The 17524-nt window shown below is 59.6% G+C and carries 20 protein-coding genes; 6 read left to right on the top strand and 14 right to left on the bottom strand.

The window, feature by feature from the left end:
• The first annotated feature begins 35 nt into the window (after positions 1 to 35).
• The 6 genes from qhpR (at position 36) to CEJ45_RS08545 (ending at position 5651) form a co-directional block, all read left to right on the top strand.
• Positions 36 to 1097, top strand: coding sequence for an AraC-like transcriptional regulator QhpR (gene qhpR, locus CEJ45_RS08570; protein ID WP_088754734.1), 1062 nt, complete (start codon positions 36 to 38; stop codon positions 1095 to 1097).
• A 207-nt stretch (positions 1098 to 1304) separates the two neighbouring features.
• Entirely contained in the window at positions 1305 to 2618 is a 1314-nt protein-coding gene (locus CEJ45_RS08565; RefSeq protein ID WP_088754733.1) for a citrate-proton symporter, read from the top strand.
• Positions 2615 to 4102 carry an amidase gene (locus CEJ45_RS08560; RefSeq protein ID WP_420913288.1) on the top strand — a complete coding sequence of 496 codons (1488 nt, stop codon included), beginning with the start codon at positions 2615 to 2617 and terminating at the stop codon, positions 4100 to 4102. Before CEJ45_RS08565 ends, CEJ45_RS08560 begins: the two co-directional genes overlap by 4 nt.
• 634 nt (positions 4103 to 4736) lie before the next feature.
• The gene (locus CEJ45_RS08555) at positions 4737 to 5147 is read left to right on the top strand and encodes a hypothetical protein (protein WP_141106980.1); all 411 of its coding nucleotides are present in this window, start codon (positions 4737 to 4739) and stop codon (positions 5145 to 5147) included.
• A 30-nt stretch (positions 5148 to 5177) separates the two neighbouring features.
• Positions 5178 to 5414 (top strand): hypothetical protein, encoded by a 237-nt coding sequence (locus CEJ45_RS08550; RefSeq protein WP_088754730.1) that lies wholly within the window; start codon positions 5178 to 5180, stop codon positions 5412 to 5414.
• A 24-nt stretch (positions 5415 to 5438) separates the two neighbouring features.
• Positions 5439 to 5651 (top strand): DUF4224 domain-containing protein, encoded by a 213-nt coding sequence (locus CEJ45_RS08545; RefSeq protein ID WP_088754729.1) that lies wholly within the window; start codon positions 5439 to 5441, stop codon positions 5649 to 5651.
• Positions 5652 to 5677: 26 nt separating this feature from the next.
• Here CEJ45_RS08545 and CEJ45_RS25365 read toward each other — a convergent pair whose 3' ends face one another.
• The 14 genes from CEJ45_RS25365 to CEJ45_RS08485 form a co-directional block, all read right to left on the bottom strand.
• Positions 5678 to 5908, bottom strand: a complete 231-nt coding sequence (locus CEJ45_RS25365) for a DUF4224 domain-containing protein (protein ID WP_088754728.1) — start codon at positions 5906 to 5908, stop codon at positions 5678 to 5680.
• Positions 5898 to 7064, bottom strand: coding sequence for a hypothetical protein (locus CEJ45_RS08535; protein ID WP_141106979.1), 1167 nt, complete (start codon positions 7062 to 7064; stop codon positions 5898 to 5900). Before CEJ45_RS08535 ends, CEJ45_RS25365 begins: the two co-directional genes overlap by 11 nt.
• Positions 7065 to 7221: 157 nt before the next feature.
• Complete coding sequence (locus tag CEJ45_RS08530; protein WP_241517308.1) at positions 7222 to 7395, bottom strand: hypothetical protein; 174 nt, start codon at positions 7393 to 7395, stop codon at positions 7222 to 7224.
• Positions 7388 to 7660 (bottom strand): hypothetical protein, encoded by a 273-nt coding sequence (locus tag CEJ45_RS24880; RefSeq protein WP_162292100.1) that lies wholly within the window; start codon positions 7658 to 7660, stop codon positions 7388 to 7390. The genes CEJ45_RS08530 and CEJ45_RS24880 overlap by 8 nt, the downstream gene beginning before the upstream one ends.
• On the bottom strand, positions 7657 to 8106 hold the full coding sequence (locus tag CEJ45_RS08525; RefSeq protein WP_088754725.1) for a D-Ala-D-Ala carboxypeptidase family metallohydrolase: 450 nt from the start codon (positions 8104 to 8106) through the stop codon (positions 7657 to 7659). Before CEJ45_RS08525 ends, CEJ45_RS24880 begins: the two co-directional genes overlap by 4 nt.
• Positions 8090 to 8335, bottom strand: a complete 246-nt coding sequence (locus CEJ45_RS08520; protein WP_141106978.1) for a DUF7940 domain-containing protein — start codon at positions 8333 to 8335, stop codon at positions 8090 to 8092. Before CEJ45_RS08520 ends, CEJ45_RS08525 begins: the two co-directional genes overlap by 17 nt.
• A complete protein-coding gene (locus CEJ45_RS08515) occupies positions 8332 to 8655 on the bottom strand; it encodes a hypothetical protein (protein ID WP_088754723.1) in 324 nt (107 codons plus the stop codon). The genes CEJ45_RS08520 and CEJ45_RS08515 overlap by 4 nt, the downstream gene beginning before the upstream one ends.
• Positions 8652 to 8864, bottom strand: coding sequence for a hypothetical protein (locus tag CEJ45_RS24515; RefSeq protein WP_141106977.1), 213 nt, complete (start codon positions 8862 to 8864; stop codon positions 8652 to 8654). Before CEJ45_RS24515 ends, CEJ45_RS08515 begins: the two co-directional genes overlap by 4 nt.
• The gene (locus CEJ45_RS08510; protein ID WP_088754722.1) at positions 8865 to 10025 is read right to left on the bottom strand and encodes a hyaluronate lyase N-terminal domain-containing protein; all 1161 of its coding nucleotides are present in this window, start codon (positions 10023 to 10025) and stop codon (positions 8865 to 8867) included. It lies immediately after the preceding gene.
• Entirely contained in the window at positions 10025 to 10726 is a 702-nt protein-coding gene (locus CEJ45_RS08505; RefSeq protein ID WP_088754721.1) for a hypothetical protein, read from the bottom strand. The genes CEJ45_RS08510 and CEJ45_RS08505 overlap by 1 nt, the downstream gene beginning before the upstream one ends.
• 9 nt (positions 10727 to 10735) lie before the next feature.
• Complete coding sequence (terL, locus tag CEJ45_RS08500; protein ID WP_088754720.1) at positions 10736 to 12343, bottom strand: phage terminase large subunit; 1608 nt, start codon at positions 12341 to 12343, stop codon at positions 10736 to 10738.
• Positions 12340 to 12711, bottom strand: a complete 372-nt coding sequence (locus CEJ45_RS08495; RefSeq protein WP_088754719.1) for a hypothetical protein — start codon at positions 12709 to 12711, stop codon at positions 12340 to 12342. The genes terL and CEJ45_RS08495 overlap by 4 nt, the downstream gene beginning before the upstream one ends.
• A complete protein-coding gene (locus CEJ45_RS08490; RefSeq protein ID WP_141106976.1) occupies positions 12711 to 15206 on the bottom strand; it encodes a hypothetical protein in 2496 nt (831 codons plus the stop codon). The genes CEJ45_RS08495 and CEJ45_RS08490 overlap by 1 nt, the downstream gene beginning before the upstream one ends.
• Before the next feature lie 12 nt (positions 15207 to 15218).
• Positions 15219 to 17519: a lytic transglycosylase domain-containing protein gene (locus CEJ45_RS08485; protein WP_158214909.1), complete on the bottom strand. Its 2301-nt coding sequence runs from the start codon at positions 17517 to 17519 to the stop codon at positions 15219 to 15221.
• Positions 17520 to 17524 lie beyond the last annotated feature (5 nt).

Below are 17524 nucleotides of genomic sequence, written 5' to 3'. Positions count from 1 at the left end.
CGAGAAATTATTTACCATGAAAATGGAGTCCGACCATGCCCAGTGCGCCGCGCGTATCTCCCGCTACCGACCGCCAGTCGTGCATCCTTTCTGCGGCGGCAACGGGCCTGCTTGAATTCATCCAGAGCGAAGGCGGCGACCCTGAACGCATCCTCGGAGCCGCGGGCGCCGACTGCAATGCCATCGAGCAGCCGACCGCGACCTTGAGCCTCGACATCTATTGCAACGCGATGGAGCAAGCCGCACGCCAGACGCAAAATGAGCACTTCGGCTTGCGCTTTGGTCAACAGTTCATGCCTGCAGGGCTCGGTATGCTGGGCTATCTCGGGTTGACCTCTCCCACGGTAGGCGAGGCTCTGCGCAACATGGGTGCGATGTTCCATCATCATCAGCAGCGTTCTCATCTGGGTGTTACCCAGGTCGATGGTCTTGCCTACGTTGAATACCGCATCACTGACCCCCTCATTACGCAGCGCCGCCAGGACGCCGAATTGTCCATTGGGATGTTCTTCAATGTCCTGAGACAGGCCTTGGGCCAGCAATGGTCGCCATTGGAAATTCATTTTGAACATGGTGCATTGCACGGTGACGAGGAGCACGAGCACATTTTTGGTGCTCCGATCCAGTTCTCTCAGGCAACCAATGCCATCGTGCTTCGCGGAAATGACCTCAATGCGCCGATGCCCGGGGCGGATGCGCATCTCCACAGCCTGATGCGCAACAACCTCCGTCAGCTCGGGCTGGCCGCTTCGATCGCTGACACATTGGTGGATAAGGTGCGCGCTGCAATCCAGCAGCGGCTCGATGACAGCGAGCCGACCCTCGATGAAATCGCAAACGCACTGGGCATGGCGAACTGGACACTGCAACGCAGATTGCGCACCGCCGGGCTGACCTATCAGGAAGTTCTGCTGGATGTCCGCAAGAATATGGCGCTAGCGTATCTGAAGGACCCTGCCCTGCAGATTTCCGAACTCTCCTTCCTATTGGGCTACTCGGAGATCAGCGCATTCTCACGGGCCTTTCAGCGTTGGCACGGCATTTCTCCAACGGAATGGCGGCGCCAGCATCTCGCCGCGCGCCCGCGCGTTCAGTGAGATGGCCAGCCGGCAGCGGGCTGGGCGACGGCCTCCTTGGAGGCCGCTTTTTTATTGTCGTTGACTATCAAGAAGCTGTGTTTCCGGGTCAAACGGAAAACCGGGTTGAGGCGGCAAGATACCAAGGCGATAAGGCGGAAGCTTGACTTGTTCCGTCGCCAGTTCGCGAGTCAGCAGCTCTCGCCAACCCATTGATAGGGACCTACCGTGCAACCACAACTCAGTAAACAACGCCAGGTCATTGCCGCGATCGTCGGCAATGCCCTCGAATGGTACGACTTCATCGTCTATGGTTTTTTCTCGGCCATTATCGCCAGACTGTTCTTCCCGGCCGACAACGAATACACCTCCTTGCTGGTCGCCCTGGCGACCTTCGGTATCGGATTCTTCATGCGCCCGGTGGGTGGCATCCTGCTCGGCCTCTACGCCGACCGCAAAGGTCGAAAGGCTGCGATGCAGGTAATCATCGTGCTGATGACGCTGGCCATCGCCCTCATTGCCTTCGCACCCACCTACGCGACCATCGGCATCGCCGCGCCCATCATGATCGTGGTCGCGCGCATGCTGCAGGGTTTCGCCACCGGCGGTGAATATTCCAGTTCGACCGCATTTCTGGTCGAGAGTGCACCCGCCGACAAGCGTGGCCTGTACGGCTCGTGGCAGTTGGTCGGCCAGTGCCTGGCGGTGTTCTGCGGTGCCGGCATGGGCGCCCTGGTGACACGCAATCTGTCGCCACAGGCACTGGACAGCTGGGGATGGCGTCTGCCATTCGTGATCGGCCTGCTCATCGGCCCGGTCGGTCTCTGGATCCGTCGCCACATGCATGAGACAGAGGACTTCATGGCCAGCGCCAACAAGCCCGATGCGGTGCCCATCAAGCTGCTCGATGTGGTGAAGACAAATATGCGCGGCGTGCTGGTGTCGATGGGACAAGTCATCAACGGCACGGTGGCCTTCTACGTCGTTCTCGTGAACATGCCTACGTTCGCCAACAAGCAACTAGGACTGCCTCTGGACCAGGCGTTCATGGTCCAGATGATTGCGGTGGCGCTGCTCACAGTCGTCATTCCGCTTGCCGGCGCACTCTCGGATCGCATTGGCCGCCGAGCCGTTCTGCTCTATAGCGCGCTGACATTCCTAGTGATGGTGTACCCATTGTTCGTCTGGGTCTCCGCAGCGCCCAGTCTGCCGCGTCTACTGGTGATGCAAGTGCTCCTGTGCATCATAATCGGCGCAAATTACGGCCCGATGCCCACCGCTTTGTCTGAGCAATTCCCCACGCGTGTACGCTCCACGGGTCTTGCAGTCGCCTACAATCTAGCGGTGATGCTCTTCGGTGGCTTTGCTCCGTTCATCGTGACATGGCTCACCAAGACCTCGGGTTCGCCGGTAGCGCCGGCCTGGTACGTGCTCTTCGCAGCCTGTATCGGTGTTGCGGCAGCCTGGGCGATGCGTGACCCGAGCCCGGCAGCGAAGAGCCGGACGACGGAAGTCTTCGCTGGCATTGGAGAGGCCAAGTGACAGAAGCTGTGCGTGCGCAAGCAATTAAAGGAGCAGAAAAGATGGATCAACTTGTCACGCTGGATGCACTAGCGTTGTCCGCTTCCATTCGTAGCAAGGAAATTTCTTGCCGTGAAGTGATGCAGGCGTATCTGGACCATATCGAGAAGATCAATCCGCTTGTCAACGCTATCGTTTCGCTTCGTCCGGCAGAGGAGCTGCTCGGCGAAGCGAAGCGCGCTGACCAGTTGCTTGCGCAAGGCATGTATCTGGGTTGGATGCACGGGATGCCCCAGGCGCCCAAGGACCTTGCTTCATGCAGAGGGATACCTACCAGCAAAGGCTCTCCGCTGTCCTCGTTGAAGCCGGACCTGAACGATGCAATTTGTGTAGCGCGGGTTCGTGAAGCGGGTGCAATTTTCATTGGCAAGACCAACGTCTCCGAATTCGGACTGGGCTCGAACAGCTACAACCCGGTGTTTGGAGTGACCAGGAATGCTTATGACACCTCGCGCATTGCTGGCGGGAGCAGCGGTGGTGCCGGCGCGGCGCTAGCGATGCGGATGTTGCCAGTGGCGGACGGCAGCGACATGATGGGCTCCTTGAGAAATCCTGCGGCTTTCAACAACGTCTATGGCTTCAGGCCGACGCAGGGCCGTGTCCCTTACGGCGCAGGAGGAGAACTTTTCCTGCAGCAATTGAGTACAGAAGGTCCGATGGGACGAACCGTGGCCGACGTCGCACGGCTTTTCGCTACGCAAGCAGGCTATGACCACCACTGTCCCATGTCCGGCGACACGGATGTGACGGGAGATGCCGGGCAACTCGAACGCGATTTTAAGGGTGCAAGAATTGGCTGGCTCGGGAACTACGATGGTTACTTGCCGATAGAAGAGGACGTGATGGCGCTGTGCGAGGCAGCGCTATCGGACTTTACGGACCTTGGCTGTAAGGTAGAGCAATGCCAACCTGACTATCCGATGGAAAAGCTCTGGGAGACTTGGCTCGTTCACCGGCACTGGCTGGTGGGCGGAAACCTGGGCGCCTGCTTTGCCGACCCGGCGCAGCGCGGCTTGCTCAAGCCAGAGGCGCAATGGGAAGTGGAGTCCGGGCTACATTTGACGGCCGCCGATATTTTCCGCGCGTCAGCGGCGCGCAGCGATTGGTACCGTGCGATTCACAAGCTCTTCGAGCAATATGATTACCTGCTCCTGCCCAGTGCACAGATGTTTCCGTTCGACACGGCGACGAAGTGGCCACGAAAGGTAGCTGGCCGGGAAATGGATACCTACCATCGCTGGATGGAGGTGGTCATTGGCCCGACGCTGGCTGGATTACCTGCTATGAGTGTACCCGTCGGTTTTGGGACTAATGGTCTTCCTATGGGGATGCAAATCATTGGTCCAGCCCGAGATGACCTCGGTGTTTTGCAATTGGCGCATGCACTAGAAGGCTTGCGACCTTGGGCTTCCCAAGCACCGTTGGCAGTCGCAAGGGGCATTTAACCAATAAATGTCGGATTTCTGGTTGAGTCGTTTGAATTCATTCTCAGCCTTCTTGGCGGCTCTAACAGCCGCTTTTTTAAACCAACAAGCACTGTAGTGCTCAAGTCATCCCCGACAGCCACATCAGTTCGACATTGCGCTGCACCTCGCGCTCTAGGCACCGGCTTGTAGATATACATCTTGCGAAGTACTTAGGGATGATTCCCAGACTGGCCAGTTGCTACAGGCGTAATGACCAGCCGTCGAACAAACCCTCCATTTACCCAAAGCCGTTTTGTCAGAATGGGCAAAAAATCCCCCAGCATATGAAAAAGCGGCTTAGCGCAATTTGGCGCTAAGCCGCTCTGATACTGGTGGCCCCCCCGTGAGTCGAACACGGCACCAACGGATTATGAGACTTTCAGACTGCAAATAGACGAACAAGGAAAGTGCAGTCAAATCAACGGCCTGCAGCGGAAGCCATCCCATAGACCGGCTGCACTTTCCCGCCTATTTTGCCCGATTCGCCCCTACTTTGGGCAGGTTTTGGTCACAGCGCGCAACGCTTGTGCATCCGGAATAATGCCTTTCCTTTACTCGCTCAGCTTCTGCTGTCAGGCTGGCGTAAATTTCATAAAAGTTCTCGGGGAGCCAGATGAAAAAGACAATTTCAGTAATCGCCATGCTCGGTCTGACGGGCTGCGCCACCTGGGGGCAGCTTGATGAAGGGCTGACCGCTCTGGTTGGCAAACCCATTACTGCGGCCATTGAAAAGATCGGATACCCGAATACCGAGCAGACCATCGCAGGCCGAAAACTTTATCGCTGGGGCAGCAGCAGTCAGGGAGTTATATCCATGCCGACACAGACCACCACCACGGGGTCTGTGGGCACCGGTCTTGGGTATCGTCCCTACACCGCAACGACCTATGGTAGTGCCATGGTCCCGGTTAGTTACCAATGCACGCTCACCTTGGTGGTCAGTCCCAAAGATGTCATTATCGACTATGGCTACGACGGAAATCTGGGTGGCTGCGAGCGCTACATCAATGCTTTGAAGAAATAGTGCTGCCAAATTAATTTTGAGGGAACGGCAATGGCAAAGTTAATGGTCTATCAATTCGAGTGCTATGACATCACGTCAGATCAGTTTATTCGATCCAGACGATGGGCAACGACGGCTGCTATCGCAATGATTCCTGGCGCTCGCCCACTCCCGGGCTTTGGGGTCGAAGTGGAGGAAGACCTTGTGGAAAGCGATATCGAAGGAATGACAGAAATTGGCTTCAACCCAACAGCAGAACAGGGCTTTCAGCGTGCCATGAAGGACTGACCCTAGTATAACTCTGGAGTATGAATGTTTCTGAATGATGAAGAGCTTTTTGAGCTGACGGGCAAGCAGCGCGCCAGCTCTCAACAAAAAGCACTAAATCAAATGGGGATCACGTTTCGCGTGCGGGCAGATGGCAAGACGCTCGTACTGAAGGAGACGATCCACCAGCTTTTTTCGGAAAAACCTCCAAGCACTCCCAAGAGAGAATTCAAAATGAATTTGGAGAAAGCGAAGTAATCCGACGGAAAGATCGTACATCAGGATCATCGTAGTGCCGCAAAATCAGGCTCTATCCTGAGCGGCTTTTCCACAAGCTGGTTTTCTCCCGACATCCGCGCATCGTGGTATCGCCGCCATACCTGAGGGAAGCCACGGATGTTCTCCACATATGGCCACTCGTTTTTCGTGAGCCAGCGCTTCATGCACGAGAAGCTGTTCGGCCGGCAACCGATGAGTGAGGACAGCTCCGCCGCAGTCAGATACTCACTGATCATTTTCGTCAGCCCGGTCCTTTGTGATTGGATCGATCGCGGCCGCTATTGACATCGCCCAGCTTGCCCATCGCTCTGCCAGATCCCTATCTTCCGGGGTGCCATCCTTGGCGGCCAGCAGCCTGGCGTCAATAAACGCCCTGATCTCCTGTGCTTTTTTCCACTCTTCAACCTCCATCAGGAGATCGCCTCTCCGCTCCTCCTCGGCATTCTTCCAGCCATCGAGCTGCTCCTGTAGGCGCTCCTGTTTATGGCGCTGAATCTCAGCCTCCAATTCAGCCTTCTCTTGCCGAAGCCGCTCAACCCGATCAATTTCGTCACTCCTATAGGAAAATTCAGCGATGATTAGGAATCCCGCCACGATTTCCCTCATCTGTGCCTCGATCGGTCTGGATGCCGAATCGCACCATTCTGTCTTGATTCCAACCGTCGGCTCGCAACTTATCACCAGTTCCAGATCACTTGGCTCATCGCGCTCCTTTCGCCGTCGCGTCAGCTCGTTCATCGGTGCATTTACGTCTTTTAGTTCGAACGCCACCGACACGTCCCCAATTCGAACACTCCATTCATAAGCAAGTCCTTTGGTCTTCGCAGTTCCGGCTCCGCAGTATGCTAGGGCCTGAAGCAGTTGATTCAAGATCAGCAGCCTGCGACGTCCACGCTTTGTAAAGGAAATGACAGGGAAGAGATCGGCATCTAAAACGCGCCCCCTCCATCTCTTCTTATTTTCCTCATCTTTTATGAGCAGTTTAGAAATCGCGTGGTGCTTGTTGGATAGCGTCTTCAGCAATGGGGCGGCCGCTGCTAGCGCACGCGCTCTCAATTCAACTACGTCCATGCCTTCTTGAAATTTTGGAGTAGCCGGTGGCGGCTCCTCCAGAAGCATCCGCCGCCGCACACCGGACCCCATTCGCGATTCGTCAACGAGGGTGACATGTTCTGCCTGACCAAGCAGCCGATCCGGCAACTGCACCCTCTTGGGTTTCCCGCCGCCATTAACACTGTTCCAATACCCCCGACCTGGACGTGGAATCCTGGCCGTTTCACAGGCGGCCTTGAGCTGCTCGGGAGACATGCCAAGACGCTGCGCGACATCCTTCGCTGGCTCAGACCAAATCAGGTCGTGCAGTTCTGATCGAGATATACGAGTGCTGGGCATACATTCCCTTTCTGATAAAGGAAACGACCACCCATAAGCTGAAAGAAAAATACCCGCATCGCTTCGGGGGGATGCAATGCGGGCTAGAAGTCCAGTGCTTACTGGATGGGGAAGCCGACGGAGAATGAAACCGCCAGCCGGCGGACTATACCAAAGATCAGTTTTTCTTGCTTGGCTGCCAGCCGCACAGCCGCTGGCCTGTCATATTGTGCGCCAGTATCTGATCGACCGTGCCCTGGCTCAGCTTGTCGGTCTTGTCAATGAAGATGGGGCGGGTCCAGTTGCAGCCGTTGTCGACGATGGCCGAGCCACCGGCAACCGGATTACTCATGCGTCCAGTCATCTCGCAGCCGCTGCTCACGATCAGCAGCAGGCATAGCAGCAATCTCGTTTTCCACATTTCCGCGTTCTCCTGTGGCCTTGGCCGCAGTCTGGGCGGCCGCAGCGGTTCGATCGGCAACTTCTTGCTTGGTCTCGGCAACTTCTTGCGCTGCCTGGGCTTTGGTAGCCTTGGCCTGCTGACGCATGAACAGGCTGGCGATGATGCCGGCCAGGGCGGCAAGCCATGGGCCGATCTTGAATAAAAGCGCGATCATAGGCCGCTCCCATAAGTAGTGCCGACCGAGGAAAACTTGGCTGTCAGCACCTGGCGACGGGGCTTGATGCCCTCGGCGGCCAGGCCGATGTGCACCCAAGCGCCCTCCTGGATTAGTTGATCAAACTCCACACCCAGCGAATCCAGGCGCTGGCAGATCGCCAATGGGGTGCCGAATCCCGGACAGATGAAGTCGGCAGCCAGGCCCTGCATGTGCGCGCTGGTCTTGGATCCGCCGACAGCAGCATTCAGGGCTGGCGAGCGATACCCGGATGAAACCAGAATCGGCTTGCTGCCCAGAAGAACGCGGACACGTTCCAGAAGCTGCGCAGTGCGGGTCAGGTTCTTGATGATGGCCGGCGACGGGGTATTGTCGATGCCCTTGCGCGCGGCGGTCTCGCTGACGGTCATCTCAGACAAGGAAAAGTGATCAGTGAGCTTGTCCATCGTCGCCCTCCTTCTCGCTCTGCTCTGGCTGCTTGAGATACGCGGAACCGCAGATGCACACCAGGATAACGCCAGCCACCGTCTGGGCAACCCAGATGGGCAATGTACTGCCCAGACCTGCTGTGGTCAGCGCGCCCCAGCCAATCATGCCGGCGGCACCAATTTTCGCCAACTGCACGCTCCAGCGGCGATGGATGACGCTCTTGTCATCTACCAGTTGAATTTTCATTTCGTCCACTTCCCCAGGCTCTGCGGCGGCTTGGTGCCCACAGTCCTTTCCAGGTTCTCGATGCGGATGTCCTGCCGCGCGTCGTTCAGTTTGACTTCTGCCACAGCGGTGAGCTGGGCGGCCTTAAAGGCCTCGTCACGCTGGTCCCGCGCAGCCATTTGCGTTTTCATCTCGCGCTGCGTTTCGAGCAAGGTGTTGATGGTGCTGGTCTGCTGGGATGCCATCCAGACCAGAGTGATAAGCCCTGCCACCACGGTGGCACCGAACGGGGCCAGCCAGGCCAGCGCGATCTTGGTATCAATGACTTTGGTGTCGTTCACGGGTAAGGCTCCCAGGTCGGGGGATTGGCCGTGCCATCGACCAGGCGCCATTGTCCTGGGATCAGGTCGAAGTCCCAAGGCACTTCCACCCACGGATCGCACGGCAGCACATTAGTCGGATCGTTGATGTCCTGCCTACAGTTGGATTCCGTGTAGCCCCACGCCGTCAGCATTTTGGTAGTTGCATCGTAAAAAGCGCGTTTTTCCATTTAGAACCCCGTTTCCCACCCAAGAATTGAGACGGTTTGTTGGTAGGCCTGCGGGCCTGATGGATTGCTATACCCGTAGTAAATAGCAAGTGCTGTAGTCACAGGGAGTGCTTGTGTGAAGATGAGTGCATACTTGGTCCCCGTCGAGGCATATACAGGAATGCTAATGAGCGCCGATGCGGAAAGGTGCGAGAGGTTGAGAAAGGCTGATGCAGCGGTACCCCCACCCTCAAAAGCAAGACTCGTCAGGCTAATCACGGTTGCAGCCTTCGATGGCACAAAGTTGGCATAGCTGGCTGTCGTCGGGAAAGCGCCTGTAACCAGATTCGCAATAATCTGCTGCGCGTTAAATGTGAACTTATTCGCCACAAGCATTCCCTGGTAGAACTGCGCAGAGCCATTCAGCTTATGGTTCATGATTGGCGCAAATTCGGTGTAGCCGGTCGGGCCAGTCGCAAAATTATTCATGGAAGCCACCACACTCAAGCCCCCGCTTCCATTTGGCACATAGAACAGGTTCGGCTCTGCGTAGGCAGCGAATGCGCCGGCCTGGTCACGGCCGCCCAGGCCCTGAATGGTGATGTCCACCGTCTTGGTGCCGACGCCGGTATAGGTCTTGGTCTTGCCGGTGGTGCTGATCGTAGTAACCCGGGATGCCGTCACGTCAAACTTGGTAGTCGGCGTGCCGGCATTGAAGGTACCGCTCAGGCCGGTGATTAAAGGCACGGCGTTGAGCGCAGTGTCCGGAGCGGCGATATTGTCAGCGCGCAGGATGCTGAGATATGCGCGGGACAGGCCCGAGTCGAGCGCCGAGCTGCCATCCATGCGCATGACGATGGTAGTCAGCGTGCTATACGCGCTGCTCACGATAGTGCCGTAGGCGGTGCCGGCCGTGACATTGAACTGCACGCGGCGGCCTACATGGAACTCAGCGGTGCGATTTCCAGCCAAGTTGAATGTGGTTGCGTTGACGTACAGCGGCGACAGCGAATTGGTCACCCACTGGAGCGTTGCCGAGCCCACCGGATTGCCGCCGGGCGTCACGCCGTCATGCACGCGCAGCGAGTTGTCGTCAGTGTTGACGGTGACCTCCCTGGCCGAGCCGGTGAAAACGTTGTGCTCGTCGGTAGTGCCTCCGCGCAGCTTTAATACGGTAGCCATTATGGGACGCCCCCTAAATCAGTGTTGAAAATGGTGAGTGAGTCGGCCACCGAACCCAGATCATAAAAAGTAGATTCGGCAAAGCCAGTGCCGTGTTGGGCGTAATAAAGTGCCTGGGATGCTGAAAGCGTTGCGGAGCTTGCTGCGGCCGTGGCGATGAACTGGTTTGATTGCGCGCTGCTCGCGCTGTCAGCGGCAGCGGCAGCAGAGAATGCTGCATCAGTGGCCTGGTCAGCGTAGTTGTCCTGCGAGACAGTGATATTCCCGTCGCTGTCAAAGATCAACGCCTTGTTGGCGCGCTCTTCTGCGTTCTGGGAAAGAACCTGGTCCGTGGTATCCGTCGCCGGCATCTTGATAGACCGCTGCGCCCACAGATCCTGCTGCTGAACCATCATGACCACGCGGTCCAGGTCATTATTCAAGACATCGGATGGCAGCTCACCCTGATATTGGTAATCGGTGCTCCGGTCAAGGGTCACATCGCGGCGGAGTTCAAGCAGGCCAGCCGGCGGCGCGGTTGCAAAATTGACCTGGCCGCCTTCATCGTCGGAGTTGAAAACTACGGTGTAGCCAGGGAGGCCCGAGACGGACAGGGACACCTTGAGGTCTGCCGCCTCCAGGATCTTAAAGGGGAACGAAAAGGATGTCGTAACACCGTTCGTGTTGTAACCGATGACCGGAGACGTGTTGTTGACCGACATGAAATTTCCTTAATTTTCGACCGTGACTTCGTAGACCGCAGAATTGGGCCTCCAATTATTGACTGGGTGATCTGTCGGAATCCCGACGATTTTCCCGATCCGGACCGGCGTCTGCTTAATGGCGCGGGCGGTCACGTCGGGGAAGTCATCTGGCTGATTCTTCAGCGTGGGATTGAAATCCCGCATCTGGGTATAGGCCGGGCCGTCGAAGACGCTGACGTGCGCCCACAGGAAGCGGTTGGACAGCGGGGCATCGAAGGCGTCCAGAATGTCCAAGTTCTTATTGGTGGTGGCGAAGTCCTCCACCACGGCGCAGCCGGTGCCGGCCAGGTGCTTGCGCAGGATCGGCGGAACGAAGCCCCCCGGACCGTTCGTTTCCACCGTGATGCTGGGGATGTTGAAATGCTCAACCAGCGCACGGACCCGCTTGCACTGCTCATCCAAGTCGCCCACCAGGCCCTCGGCGTGCTGCCAGTACAGGCGGCCGGCAGCGTCCGTCAGGATCAGCGTGAACGCCGACACGTCCGAATTGATCTTGCCCAGCGAGCAGTCCCAGCGGCAGACGGCCCCCATCACCTGGACATTGCCCAGCATCATGACTGGCTGGCGGTTGGCGATCCTGATTGTCGGCACCACGTCGTAAGCAATCATGCGCTCTGGATCAAGGCGCACATCGGTGATGGGCTTGGCCTCCAGCTGGTACTGGCTATCCCAGGCATTGAGCGTGCGGGTTTCCTTACGGCGCTGGGCGATATCGTCACGGGTGAAGCGCTCCGGCCAAGCGCAGCCAGCGCAGATATCCAGAACCAGCCCGGGCGGCTTTTCGAACACAACTTCGTTGCCCTCTACTCGGTAGTCCGCGCCTTCCGCCAGCATGCGCGCCTGGCTGTGGATGCCCAGCATCACATACAGTCCATCTTCGTCCGGCTTGAAATCGAACCGATAACGCGTATTTTTCGTGGTTTCCTGATAACGAACCACCTGCCCGAATAGCGGGATCTTCAGCACGGCCGCTCCGGCGCTAATCCGTTCTGGATAGATAGATTCGTGATGGTGAGGCGTACCGATGTATGTCTTTTGCGCGCCGGGCACGCCGATGTGCGTAGATTCCGAGATGCGGTCTCGCAACTTTTTGCGCGCCTCAGGGGTTTCGATGTTCCCGGGCACTTCCACATCGTCAAAGTCAATGTCGTCAGCCCGTGCAGCTGTCGCATTGGAATCTGCACCTACCGCACGCATGCTGGCATTTCGCTGATCAGCAGCTTCAGCCACCCAGAATCGCTTACGCCCAGGTTTCGTTTTGGTCGGAAGCATATCGCCGCACAGCGGATGATTACGGATCACGTGAATAACATCACGTGTCAGCATTTCCGCCGTCGGCCCATCGGCTGACCATACCAGCGAGCGAAGCCGAGTGTTGTAGCGTAGGCGATACGCCTTGTAGACGGCATAGATGGTCGACTTGGCCGCGCCACGGAAGACCATCAGGACGCGCTCCGGGGCCTTGCACTCATCCAGCCATGTACAGATGCGCACATGCAGCAAGGGCACTTCCCACCCTTGATACTTGGCCCACATCAGGAAAAAGACCAGAAAGCTGACTTTGCGTGGAATCATGCTTGCGGATGCATCCCTTTTTTCTGCAGCTTGGCCATCAGACGAGCTGCCTCTTTTTCGACTGCGTCGATTTCCTTATCCACTGAGTCACTGGTTTCGCCGGCATCAAGAGCCTCGCCATTTTGAGAAGCCGCTCCATCTGGCAAGCGGCGGCGGCTCGCATCAATCACCGTGATGGTTCTCAAGCACAAGCTGAGAGTAGCGGCAGCGTTCTTCTTGCACCAGTACCGGTCTCCTCTCGTCTGAGAATCCATATCTTTAGGCAAGACTTCGCCGCCCGGCCAGTTATCTGGCTCAGCCTCTGCAAAGAAGACATCCATCAACTTTTCATTGAGTGCCTCCAGGCGCTGACGTTGATCGTCTCGCATTACTTTCCTCCAATCGCTGTAAAGTCGGGTGCCCGATCCGGGCCACCGGTGCCAGGTTTCCACCAGAAATCTTGTCCCCATTGCTTATGGGCCCGCTGCTGCATGCGCGATAGGTAGCCTGGCGAAAGGTTCTCTTGCAGCGCATGCATGCCGGCATGGTCCAGCGCGGCCTTGGCGTACCACAGGTTGACATAGGGCAGATGCGAGCGAAGCAACGTGATTGATTCCGCAGCTGCGTGCGATTCCTTGCCGGCGGCGGCCTTGTCGATATTCCCCTTGATGACCTTCAGTGCCAATTCAGACGCGGCCCCGATGGTCGGCCCGGCCAACCCGCTAACTGTCTTGGACGCATATTGCCCCGCCTCCTCGGTGGAATCCGCCAGCAGGATGTCACCCATGATCGAGAGCACGCCACCTTGTGCGATCGCCTTGACCCAAAATTTCCCGGTGGTCATGTCGGCGGGGTCCTTGCCCGAGACGATCTGCTTGGTCTGGTAAGCAATGGCGCCCAGCGCACCCAGCGAAGCGAACAGCGCACCGGCATAGGCCATGCGATTGGCAGCAATGGGCGCTCCCTCCAAGCCCTGCGGGGTGTCCAGCATGCGCCGCCAGTGGCGCGAGACCATGGCGATGGGGAAAGACTTGAACTGCATTACCGATCTGGCCAGCTCACCGCGCATCGTGCCGCGCTGCTCGCCGCCACCACTGGACATGACGCGCGTTGCCAGGTCGGGATTGAGCACCGCATATTCGGATTCGTCGGTGATCAGGCCCAGAACCTTGGCGACCACACGGTCTGCCTCGGGCGAGCCGCTGGCCCGCATGGCCTCGGGGGTCAGGAACTCGCTGCCCCTGTGGGTGGTGAGCTGCGCCTGCCGGATGACTGCCCAGTCGTCCTCGGTGATGCCTTTGCTGGTCATGCGCCAGCGGTCGTATTCGCTGAGCTTGCCCCAGTCCGTTTTGCTCATCTTGGCCAGGCCGCCCATCATGGTCATGGAGAAACTGCGGCGCAGCGTATCGGTCCAGGCATTCATGAGCGACAGCTTCATGGTGCTGTTGGCGATGCGGCCGGACCAGTTGTTCTTGATGTTGTCGCCGCTCCAGCGGTTCATGTCGGAAACCATGGTCTCCGCGATGATGCCGTGCATGGTCAGAAAGTCCCGGGTCTCGCTGCTGGCCTGGGCCGCGATGTTCTTCAGCGCATCCCAGTACGAAAGCTTGTTGAAACCGGTGGTCACGAAGTGCGTGCCCAGGTCGGTAATGCTGGTGAGCACCGCGCCCTGCAGCTTGCCGAAGGTCTGGATGTTGCGCAGGTCCTGGCCGATCTGCGCCAGGTTGCCGTTGTCGGCCATGCCTGTCTTGCCACTGACCACATCCCAATAGCTTTGCGGCTTCAGGCCGAAGGAGCGCTGCACGCCATTGTCAGCCTTCTCGGCCAGGTCGAATTGCAGGCGCATCTGCTGCTCAGGGTTCGGGCCGTAGCGCTCCACCAGCCCAATATCGCGAGACATGCCACCCACGTGCCCCAGCATTGCGTCGTACATGCTGCCGCCGCCGTACTGGCTCAGGTAGGTGAGATAGGCATCGGCATCACGGAAGTGAATCTGGCGGCTCTCTGCACCCGAGTTCGCGCGCGCGCCACGGCCGCCGCCCTTCCCCGGTTCAATCTTGTTGATACCGCCGCTGGCCAGGGTTTCCCATGCGCGGGACAGCAGCGCGGTAACCTGCGCATCGTTCATCAGGCTGCCGTCTTCCAGCAGGTACTGCCGGCGATCGAGCAGCGGCAGCGTCTTCTGCACCCAATCAGCCTGCGCGGCCTGGTCGCCCTTGCCGCGCACGCGCCCTTGGTCATGCGGCTGCGGCAGGTAGCCATAATCCAGCTTTCCGACGTCGCCGCCCGAGGCGTTGAAGCGCTTGCGCATGCCCTCGATGGTATCCAGCCAGGCCCGCGCGCCCTGCTGCGCCAGCTTATTGCCAGTGGTACCGGAAGCATTGCTGAAGATTTCCCGCGCCAAGTCCCGGCTCATGGTGGGGTTCTCAGCGTCGAACAGCAGCATGAGGCCCTGCCGACCGATGCCTGCACCCTGCTTGCTGGTGGCTGCCTCCATCAGGTCAACCAGCCGCGCCATGTTCTCGCGCTTGATGCCTTCGATATACAGCGAGGTCTGATCCAGCTCATGCACCAGCGCACGGTTGCGGCCGGTGGCGTAGCTGGCCATCAGGTCGCCCACGCGGGTTTCCATCGAAGCCGTGCGCAGGATCTGCAGCTGGGCGCGCTGTACCTTGAGGGCAGCGCCAGCCTGGATATCCTGCATGCCGGCCGCAGCGGCTTCTAGCACGCGCTGGTCGGCGGACTTGGCCGCCCAGCCGTTGGGGTCTTGCCGCGCCAGGCGGCGCATGTTGGCGCTCATGGCGTCGTCAATCTTCTGGATCTCGCTGTCGGTCAGCGCGCGGCCGGCGGCCTGCTGCACGGCCTGTCTGCATTTCGGGTGCATGGTTTCCTCTCGTTAAGAATTGCGCAGGAAGCATTCGGCGGCGACCTGCAGCAGCCCGGCGTCCTTGGTCTCGGCTGCGGCCTGCTCTTTCACCTTGGCCAGCGCGTCGGCCAGCGGCAGCGGTGTGTCCATGCCTTCCAGCTGCACCATCATGTCGGGGGACAGGCGGGCGATTTCAGCGGTCTGCCCGTCGAGTACGGCCGCGACTGCACCGGCTTGGCCACCTGATGTTCCAGTTTCTGCGGCAGATGTTCCACCTGGAGCCGCTTCTGTTGCGGCTTTCGGGGCTGGTGGTGCAGCTTCGGGGGCTTTTGTTGCAGCAGATGTTCCACTCTCGGCAGTGCCAGATTTGGCACTTTTCGCGGGCGGTTCGGCCAGCGCTTGCTGCACGGCCAGAGCGCTGCGCTTGGGGGTGGGGGCATCGATGGCGGCGCGCTGCTGCCGCACCTGGGCAATCTGCTGATCGAGCTGCGCGATCTGCTCATTGGCGCGCGTGGCCTCGGCGTTGCGGTCGATCTGCTGCAGCAGCAGGTCAATTCGCTGATTTACATCCTGGCTGCGGCCGTCCAGTTCCTTCTTCGCTGCCGCAAGCGCCTGCTTGTAGCTGCCGCCCTCGGCCTGGATTTCCTTGGCGCGGGCGCGCACGGCAGTGTCCGAGGTGTCGGGGAGCTGCTGGCGCAGGGTGGCCAGCTCGTCGCGCATGGACCGGATGGCCCCAGGCTCGGCCACATTGCCGGCGTCCTGCAGCAGTGCCGCGCGCACTTCTTCCATTCGGCTGCCGAAGTCATTCAGCATGCGCGCCTGCGCCAGGTTGTCCAGGTTCAAGGTGTCGCTGACGGAAACTCGCTCACCGGCCCCGATCTGGTCCGCCGCCCGGGCGAAGGCGGCCAAGTGCTCCTGTGCGCCGGCGATATCGGCGGGGTCTTTCAGGTTCCAGGAATTGACGGTATCGCGGATCAGGTTGACGCGCGCGGCGGCCACGGCCTCCGGGTCGGAAGCGGCCGCCCGGCCTGCCTCGGTGCCCTGCCGCTCTGCAATGAACTTGTCCGTGCGTTCCAGGTAGGCGCGGGTCTCAGCGGCCGGCGGGGCCTTCCCTGCCTGCACCGCCTTGCCCGCCAGTGTGCCGCCGTTGTAGTGCGCCAGGGCAGCACGCCAGTCGCCACCGTACTGCTTGCCCAGATCAGCCAGGTAGGCCGCGCCGGCATCGATCGAGGCCACGGGGTCACGCACGTTGCCCTTCCCATACTGCGCCCAGGTGGCATCCATGAATTGCATGATGCCCTTGGCACCCACCGGGGAGGTGGCGGCGCTGCTGCTCGATCGCTCGCCGGCATTCTTCGCGGCGAGCAGAACCTCGGGCGGCACCCCAGCGCGCTGGGCGGCGGTGACCGCATAGGCATCCAGTCGCGCATCGTCATAGCGCAGTGCCTGGCGCTCGTTCATGCCCATGGCCACCAGCTCGCGGGAAGCGGCTGCATCGACCGGTGCGGCAACCGGGCGCGCACCGCGCAGGCCGCGCGAGGCATAGGCACCGAAGCCGGCAGGGATCAGGGTTGCGACGGCCAGGCCGACCGGGTCAAAGGGATCGTACTGCTCTGCGATCTTGTCATAGCCCGCGTTCTGCAGGATGGAGCGCGTAGCCGCCTGCTGGGCAATGAAGCCGCCAGGGCCACCGGCCGCGACTAGGCCGACAGTCTGCGCCACGGTGCGGCCAGCGACCGGTAGGGCCGTTGCAGCTGCTGCCGCGCCGCCGGCCACCGCTGCGGCCTTCGTCCGGGTCTGGAAATCAACGCCCTCGGCCTTGAGCTTCTCAGCCTCCACGAAGGCTTCATCAGTGCCGGTAAGCACCGCGCCGGGGATCGGCGTGGCCGCGATGGAATAGCCCACGGCCTTGGCCGCGAACCTGCCCAGGCCGAAGAGAATGCTTTCGGCAACGTTCGCCGTGGCCGGGTCGGGCATCATGGTACGGGCCGTGGCGCGCAGGCCGGTGCCGGTGTCGCTGGTGAAGGCCGCGCCGGACTGCACATCCGCCCGCGCCTTTTCGCCTTCAGCCCCCTGGACGCGCTCGCGCATGTCCTCATCGAACAGCATAGCCGGGTCGGCTTGGATACCGTAGCCCGCCTGGACAGATCCGAAGGCCCCCAGGATATCCGAGCCGAATGCCGCGGACTCGGTGGCACCGGTGGCCACGCCCTTGGGGAGTGCCTTCGTAGTGTTCCACAGGCTCATGCCAAAGGATGGCTTGGCGGGAGGGGTTGCCACTGGACGCGCCACCCGGTCATCCAGCACCTTGTCGGTGCTGTCTTGGAACATGGACT

This window comes from Herbaspirillum aquaticum (genome assembly GCF_002213425.1).
In the GTDB taxonomy this organism is placed as follows: domain Bacteria; phylum Pseudomonadota; class Gammaproteobacteria; order Burkholderiales; family Burkholderiaceae_D; genus Herbaspirillum; species Herbaspirillum aquaticum.
Note: the sequence above shows the minus strand (reverse complement) of the source record. Positions and strands in the feature narration are given on the sequence as shown.

Coding starts and splice junctions, on each gene's coding strand:
- CEJ45_RS25365 (WP_088754728.1), bottom strand. CDS start 5,908: ATGATCAGTGAGTATCTGACTGCGGCGGAGCTGTCCTCACTCATCGGT.
- CEJ45_RS24880 (WP_162292100.1), bottom strand. CDS start 7,660: ATGATCGCGCTTTTATTCAAGATCGGCCCATGGCTTGCCGCCCTGGCC.
- terL (WP_088754720.1), bottom strand. CDS start 12,343: ATGATTCCACGCAAAGTCAGCTTTCTGGTCTTTTTCCTGATGTGGGCC.
- CEJ45_RS08530 (WP_241517308.1), bottom strand. CDS start 7,395: ATGAGTAATCCGGTTGCCGGTGGCTCGGCCATCGTCGACAACGGCTGC.
- CEJ45_RS08505 (WP_088754721.1), bottom strand. CDS start 10,726: ATGTCGGTCAACAACACGTCTCCGGTCATCGGTTACAACACGAACGGT.
- CEJ45_RS08545 (WP_088754729.1), top strand. CDS start 5,439: ATGTTTCTGAATGATGAAGAGCTTTTTGAGCTGACGGGCAAGCAGCGC.
- CEJ45_RS08555 (WP_141106980.1), top strand. CDS start 4,737: ATGAAAAAGACAATTTCAGTAATCGCCATGCTCGGTCTGACGGGCTGC.
- CEJ45_RS08495 (WP_088754719.1), bottom strand. CDS start 12,711: ATGCGAGACGATCAACGTCAGCGCCTGGAGGCACTCAATGAAAAGTTG.
- CEJ45_RS24515 (WP_141106977.1), bottom strand. CDS start 8,864: ATGGAAAAACGCGCTTTTTACGATGCAACTACCAAAATGCTGACGGCG.
- CEJ45_RS08525 (WP_088754725.1), bottom strand. CDS start 8,106: ATGGACAAGCTCACTGATCACTTTTCCTTGTCTGAGATGACCGTCAGC.
- CEJ45_RS08510 (WP_088754722.1), bottom strand. CDS start 10,025: ATGGCTACCGTATTAAAGCTGCGCGGAGGCACTACCGACGAGCACAAC.
- CEJ45_RS08485 (WP_158214909.1), bottom strand. CDS start 17,519: ATGTTCCAAGACAGCACCGACAAGGTGCTGGATGACCGGGTGGCGCGT.
- CEJ45_RS08535 (WP_141106979.1), bottom strand. CDS start 7,064: ATGCCCAGCACTCGTATATCTCGATCAGAACTGCACGACCTGATTTGG.
- CEJ45_RS08520 (WP_141106978.1), bottom strand. CDS start 8,335: ATGAAAATTCAACTGGTAGATGACAAGAGCGTCATCCATCGCCGCTGG.
- CEJ45_RS08490 (WP_141106976.1), bottom strand. CDS start 15,206: ATGCACCCGAAATGCAGACAGGCCGTGCAGCAGGCCGCCGGCCGCGCG.
- qhpR (WP_088754734.1), top strand. CDS start 36: ATGCCCAGTGCGCCGCGCGTATCTCCCGCTACCGACCGCCAGTCGTGC.
- CEJ45_RS08550 (WP_088754730.1), top strand. CDS start 5,178: ATGGCAAAGTTAATGGTCTATCAATTCGAGTGCTATGACATCACGTCA.